The sequence below is a fragment of the Streptomyces sp. NPDC005151 genome (assembly GCF_053599875.1).
Genome location: NZ_JBSFYR010000017.1, coordinates 102,116 through 108,115 on the forward strand (window position 1 = coordinate 102,116; position 6,000 = coordinate 108,115).

The 6,000-nt window shown below is 70.1% G+C and carries 4 protein-coding genes; 3 read left to right on the forward strand and 1 reads right to left on the reverse strand.

The genetic code is table 11. The features are described 5' to 3' along the window. Positions 1 to 179: 179 nt before the first annotated feature. Both ACWD6R_RS12820 and ACWD6R_RS12825 read left to right on the forward strand, forming a co-directional pair. Complete coding sequence (locus ACWD6R_RS12820) at positions 180 to 1,586, forward strand: NAD(P)/FAD-dependent oxidoreductase (protein ID WP_451818699.1); 1,407 nt, start codon at positions 180 to 182, stop codon at positions 1,584 to 1,586. A 233-nt stretch (positions 1,587 to 1,819) separates the two neighbouring features. Next, positions 1,820 to 3,541, forward strand: a complete 1,722-nt coding sequence (locus ACWD6R_RS12825; RefSeq protein ID WP_451818700.1) for an ATP-binding SpoIIE family protein phosphatase — start codon at positions 1,820 to 1,822, stop codon at positions 3,539 to 3,541. Here ACWD6R_RS12825 and ACWD6R_RS12830 read toward each other — a convergent pair. Continuing rightward, positions 3,535 to 4,890, reverse strand: coding sequence for an MFS transporter (locus ACWD6R_RS12830; RefSeq protein ID WP_451818706.1), 1,356 nt, complete (start codon positions 4,888 to 4,890; stop codon positions 3,535 to 3,537). The two genes, ACWD6R_RS12825 and ACWD6R_RS12830, sit on opposite strands and share 7 nt — an antisense overlap. Positions 4,891 to 5,023: 133 nt before the next feature. Here ACWD6R_RS12830 and ACWD6R_RS12835 point away from each other — a divergent pair, with 133 nt between their 5' ends. Continuing rightward, positions 5,024 to 5,581: a MarR family winged helix-turn-helix transcriptional regulator gene (locus ACWD6R_RS12835; RefSeq protein ID WP_451818701.1), complete on the forward strand. Its 558-nt coding sequence runs from the start codon at positions 5,024 to 5,026 to the stop codon at positions 5,579 to 5,581. Positions 5,582 to 6,000: the final 419 nt, after the last annotated feature.

Consider the following 6,000-nt stretch of genomic DNA (forward strand, 5'->3'; position numbering starts at 1 on the left):
AGCAAGGACCGGTTGATTCCTGATTCCGCCCCTCTCCGCCACCCCCACTGCAACGTCTGACCTGCGCAGCTTCCGTATTGCCCCGGTGGCCGGCCCCAGCGGCCCATCCAGAACCTTCGGTCACACAATTTGCCGGGGCTGTGGACAAATACCTGAGCACGTTGCGTCATGGGGAGGTGATGGCTTCAGATTCCCGGGGGACACCCCCCGGCCCGCCGCCGGGTGTGCGCATCCTCGTCATCGGCGGCGGCTACGTCGGGATGTACACAGCGCTGCGTCTCCAGCGGAAGCTGAAGCAGAGACTCAAGTCCGGCGAGGCCGAGATCGTCGTCGTCACGCCCGAGCCCTACATGACGTATCAGCCGTTCCTGCCCGAGGCGGCCGCAGGCTCGATCTCGCCGCGCCATGTCGTCGTACCGCTCCGCCGCGTGCTGGCGCAGTGCACGATCGTCATCGGCGAGGCGCAGCGCGTCGACCACGCCAAGCGCACCGCGACCGTCACCACGCTCGCCACCGGCGAGGACGGCACCGGCGCCCTGGAGATCCCGTACGACGAGATTGTCATCGCACCCGGCTCCGTCTCGCGCACCCTCCCGATCCCCGGCCTCGCCGACCACGGCATCGGTTTCAAGACCATCGAGGAGGCCATCGGCCTGCGCAACCACGTCATCGAGCAAATGGACATCGCCTCCGCCACCCGCGACCCGGCCATCCGCGACGCCGCCCTCACCTTCGTCTTCGTCGGCGGCGGCTACGCGGGCGTGGAGGCGCTCGCCGAACTCGAGGACATGGCCCGCTACACCTCGCGGTACTACCACAACATCAAGGCCGAGGACCTGAAATGGATCCTCGTCGAGGCGTCCGACCGGATCCTGCCGGAGGTCGGCGACGTGATGAGCAAGTACGCCGTACGGGAGCTGCGCGGCCGCAATATAGACGTACGCCTCGGCACCCGGCTGGACTCCTGCGAGGACCGGGTCGCAGTCCTCAGCGACGGCTCCCGCTTCCCGACCCGCACGCTCGTGTGGACCGCAGGCGTCAAGCCCGCCCCGATCCTCGCCGCCACCGATCTGCCCCTCACCGAACGCGGCAGGCTCCGCTGCACCGCGCAGCTCGCCGTCGAGGGCGCCGAACACGCCTGGGCCGCCGGGGACGCCGCGGCCGTTCCCGATCTGACGGCCGGTGAAGCGGGCACGGAGACCGCGCCCAACGCCCAGCACGCGGTGCGCCAGGCCAAGGTCCTCGCCGAGAACATCCTCGCGGCGATCAGCGGCGAACCGCTCAAGGAGTACCGGCACAGCTACGCGGGCTCCGTCGCCTCGCTCGGCCTCCACAAGGGCGTCGCCCATATCTACGGACGCAAACTCAAGGGCTGTCCGGCCTGGCTGATGCACCGTACGTACCACCTGAGCAGGGTCCCGACCTTCAACCGGAAGGCCCGCGTCCTTGCCGAATGGACCCTCGCCGGACTCTTCAAACGCGAGATCGTCTCCCTCGGCTCGCTGGAACACCCGCGCGCCGAATTCGAACTCGCCGCCGGGGGCAGACGCACCGGGGACGACGGTCCGCCCAAGCAGGATGGCTGACTGTCAGTACGGTCCGTCACACTGGACGTGTGACCATAGGTTGGTCCACACCTGCACAGAGTGACCCGGCCGACCGTGACCAACAGTGACCAGTACGACGAGGCCCGGCTGCGCCTCACCGGGGGTCCGGCCCCCGGTGCCCCTGACCCCGGCGGAAGAGAGCCGGTAGCAGAGCCGGCAGAGGAAGCAGCCCGCCCGAGCGGACCAGACCGACACACGAGGCCAGAATTTCCGTGAACTTCACGCGTTGGAGCGCCCGCCTACCGGGAACGCAGCGTCGCGCCGCCGCCCGGGACGACCGCAGTTCGGTGCCCGCGGCCCGCGGCGAGTACGCCGGGGCCGGGCCAGGGTCCGCCGCACCGGACGGAAACACCCCCAAGGCCTTCGGAGAGGTCTCCGGACCGGTCTCCGAACCGGCCCCCGGACCCGCGCTGGAGGATCTCCCGGCCCGCGAGCTCCTCGGCCGGCTGCCCGCCCCGGTCGCCCTGGTGTACGGCCCCGACCACCGCATCGCGTACGTCAACGACGCCTACGCCACAGCCTTCGGTCCCCGCCCCGCCGGCGCCACGGCGGCCGACGCGATGCCGGAGCTCGACGAGCTCAGCCTGCTGCCCCTCATGGACCAGGTCCTGCGCAGCGGCACGCCGCGTACGGTCAAGTCCCGCAAGGTCCGCAACGGCAGCTCGTACACCGTGACCTGCACCCCGGTCGCCACGCCCGCCGCCCACGGCAAGAAGGGCGGCAGCGGTAGCGGCAAGGGGAGCGAGGGCGGTGTTCTCGTCTACGCAACCGACGTCACCGACCACGCCGAAGCGGCCGAGCGCCTCCGCACCAGCGAGCGCCGCCACCGCGAGACAGCCGTCACCCTCCAGCGCTCCCTGCTCCCGCAGGAGCTGGAGCACCCCGACGACCTGCGGGTCGCCGCCACCTACCAGCCGGGCGGCACGGACGCGGCGGTCGGCGGCGACTGGTACGACGTCATCACCCTCGGCGCGGGCCGCACCGCGCTCGTCATCGGGGACGTGATGGGCCGCGGGGTGCGTGCCGCCGCGGTGATGGGCCAGCTCCGCACCGCCGTCCGCGCCTACGCCCGCCTCGACCTCCCGCCGCACGAGGTGCTGCAGTTGCTCGACGGTCTCGCCGCCGAGATCGACGCCAGCCAGATCGCCACCTGCGCCTACGCGGTCCACGATCCGAACGAGGGCCGGCTCGTCTACGCCTCCGCCGGCCACCTCCCGATCCTCGTACGCGACGAGGACGGTTCGGTGCGCCGCGCCGAGGACCCGACCGGACCGCCGCTCGGCACCGGGGGCTGGATCCACACGTCGGGCACGATCGCGCTGCCGCCCGGCTCCACCGCCGTCCTCTACACGGACGGTCTCGTGGAACGCCGCAGCGAGGACATCGACGAGGGGGTCGCGGCCCTGGAGCGCGCCCTCTCCGGTGCCAAGGGATCACCGCAGGTGGTCTGCGACCGTCTCATCCGCTCCCTCGGGGTCACCGCCGAACACGACGACGACGTGGCGGTGCTGGTGGTCCAGCACCCGGCCCGCACAGGGGCGAACGCAGAGCTGTTCCACAACGCCTCGCTCGATCTCCTCGGCGGCATCGAAGCGGCCCCGCGCGCCCGCGCCTTCGCCACCGGCGTCCTGACGTCGTGGCGGTTCCCGGTGGAACTGTGCGACCTGGGCGTCCTCGCCGCCAGCGAACTGGTGGCGAACTCCCTCCAGCACGGCACCCCGCCGATGCGCCTGGGCCTGCGCCGCACCGACCGCCGCCTGATCATCGAGGTGACCGACGGCGACGACCACCTGCCGCGTCGCCGCCGCGCCGAGCCGGTGGACGAAGCGGGCCGCGGCATCTCCATCGTCGCGACGATCGCCTCGTCCTGGGGCAGCCGCCGCACACCCGGCGGCGGCAAAGCGGTCTGGTGCGAGTTCGCGCTGCCTCAGTGAGCGGCAGCAGGAGCCGCGGCTGAAACCGCAGGAGCCGCAACGGGGGCGGTCGCCGGCTCGGCCGTCGCTGTGGCTGCCGCTTCGGCGTCCGGCACCGACGCGGCCACCACCCGCGACGGCACCACCGCGAGCGAAGGCTGATCCTGTACGGGGGTGAGCAGGCGCCCCAGCCGCAGTGCGATCACCGTGATGCCCAGCGAGAACAGCACGAACGTCACGATGTACGGCCCGTGCAGCGAGGCTCCCATCGGCCCGCCCACGGCCGGACCGACCGCCAGCGCGAGCTGCTTGACCAGGGCGAAGGCCGAGTTGTACTGACCGACCATCGACTCTGGCGCCAGATCGGCGACCAGCGGCGCGACCGTCGGCGAGAGCATCGACTCACCGAGTCCGAACAGGGCGTACGTGGAGATCATCGCGGCCGTCGCCATGGTCTGGCTGCCGTGCCCGAGCCCCGCGTACCCCGCCACGATCCAGGCGAGCGCCCAGATCAGCCCGACCGCGGCAATGACCCGGCTGCGCTTGCGGCGCTCCACCAGCCGCAGCACGACGAATTGCGCCACGACGATGACCGCGGTGTTGGCGGCCAGCGCGATGCCCAGCGTCGACGGCTCGATCCCGGCAGCCTCGGTGCCGTACGCCGCAAGACCGGACTCGAACTGTCCGTAGCAGGCGAAGAACAGCACGAAGCCCAGTACACACAGCTGCACCATCGCCCGGTGGGAGAGCAGCATCCGCAACCCGCCCTTCGCGGCGGACCCGTCGGTGGGCCTGGCGTCCGCGAACGCGGGGGAGCGAGGCATCCGCACCGTCACCGCGACGACGCCGAGCACGATGAACATCGCCGCCTCGATCAGGAACAGCAGCGTGAAGGTCTCCGGCCGGCTCGTGTCGACGATCTGCCCGCCGACCAGACCACCGATGCCGAGCCCCAGGTTCTGCAGGAAGAACTGCATCGCGAAGGCGCGCGTACGGGTGGCGGCGCCGGAGCACTGGACGAGCATCGTGGCGAGCGCCGGCGACATGACGGCCGTGCCCGCACCGAGGACGGCGGCCGACAGCACGGCGGTCGACACGTTCGACGAAAGTCCGAGGGCCGCGGCGCCCACGGACGCCACCACGGCGGCGACGATCAGTACCGGCATCGGACCGCGCCGGTCGATGGCCCGCCCGGTGAACGGCAGGACTGCCAGCGCCGCCATGGCGAAGACGGCCAGCACGACTCCCGCCGTACCGGCGCCCAGACCCCGCACCTGTGCCACATAGACGTACAGATACGGAACGGTGAACCCCACGCCGAACGCGCTCAGCGCGCTCCCCAGCTGGATCCGCCGCAGCGCTGCGCCCATTTCCCTGGTCACACTCACCTACCTCAAGCTCACGAAGGACTCACGTCCAAAGACTTCAACAGTAAAGTTAGAACTTCAACAGTACAGAACGAAGGACTTCGACGCCAATGGAAGGCGTGCCATACTGCCCGCCATGTCTGACACCACCGAGCCCTCCGGCCTCCAGGAGCCGAGCCTCGACGAACAGATCGCCGCCTATCAGCGCGAGTTCCGCGACCTGGATCCCCAGGTCGAGCAGGTCGTCTCGGCCCTCGGCCGGCTGAATCGCCGGATGAACGTCGGGTACGGACGCCACCTGGCCGACCTCGGCATCAGCAACGCCGAGTGGGAGGTCCTCAAGACTCTTGTCGTGGCGGGCTCCCCCTACCGGCTGGGCCCGGGGGAGCTGGCCAAGCGCCTCGGTCTCACCCCGGCGGCGATGACCCACCGCATCGACCGCATGGCGAACGAGGGTCTGGTCACGCGGGACAGGGACGAGAACAACCGCGTACGCGTCATCGTCGAACTGACCGATGAGGGGCGTACGAAGTGGCTGGAGGCGATGCGCATGGCATCCGCCTTCGAGGAGGACCTGCTCCAGGACCTCTCGGGCGAGGAGCGCGGAGCCCTCGGCGGGATGCTGATCCGCCTCCTGCGCAGGGTCGAGCACACCCAGCCGGACGCCGGCGGCCGCCTCACGGACCTGGACTGACCCGCACCGGACGGGGACACGCAGGGCAGGGGAGACGCAGGGCAGGGGACACGCCGGAAAACGGCTTGACCTGGCGGAGTTGACACGCCCCCACCCGATCCGTAAGGTTCTTCGAGTTGTCATGGGGCCGGAACGGTTTTGCGACAACCGATCCCGCCGCGAATGCGGCAACTCAAACTCAGCACGATCTCCCACTCGGGACGATTTCGGCATGCCGGAATTCATTTCGAAGGCTCGATTACGAGCCGCCGGGAAAATCCGCTAGAGTTTGGACGTCGGAACGGCCCAACAGCCGGGAAGACAAACCCCGCTGACTGGGAGTCGGGCCCGAAAGGATCTGATAGAGTCGGACTCGCCGGAAAGGGAAACGCGAAAGCGAAGAACTGGAAAGCGCAGTAACAAATCTTCTGCTTCGCAGA

What these genes read in the sequence shown, in the direction of transcription:
- ACWD6R_RS12820 (WP_451818699.1), top strand. Translation starts at nt 180, where the DNA reads ATGGCTTCAGATTCCCGGGGGACACCCCCCGGCCCGCCGCCGGGTGTG.
- ACWD6R_RS12830 (WP_451818706.1), bottom strand. Translation starts at nt 4,890, where the DNA reads ATGGGCGCAGCGCTGCGGCGGATCCAGCTGGGGAGCGCGCTGAGCGCG.
- ACWD6R_RS12835 (WP_451818701.1), top strand. Translation starts at nt 5,024, where the DNA reads ATGTCTGACACCACCGAGCCCTCCGGCCTCCAGGAGCCGAGCCTCGAC.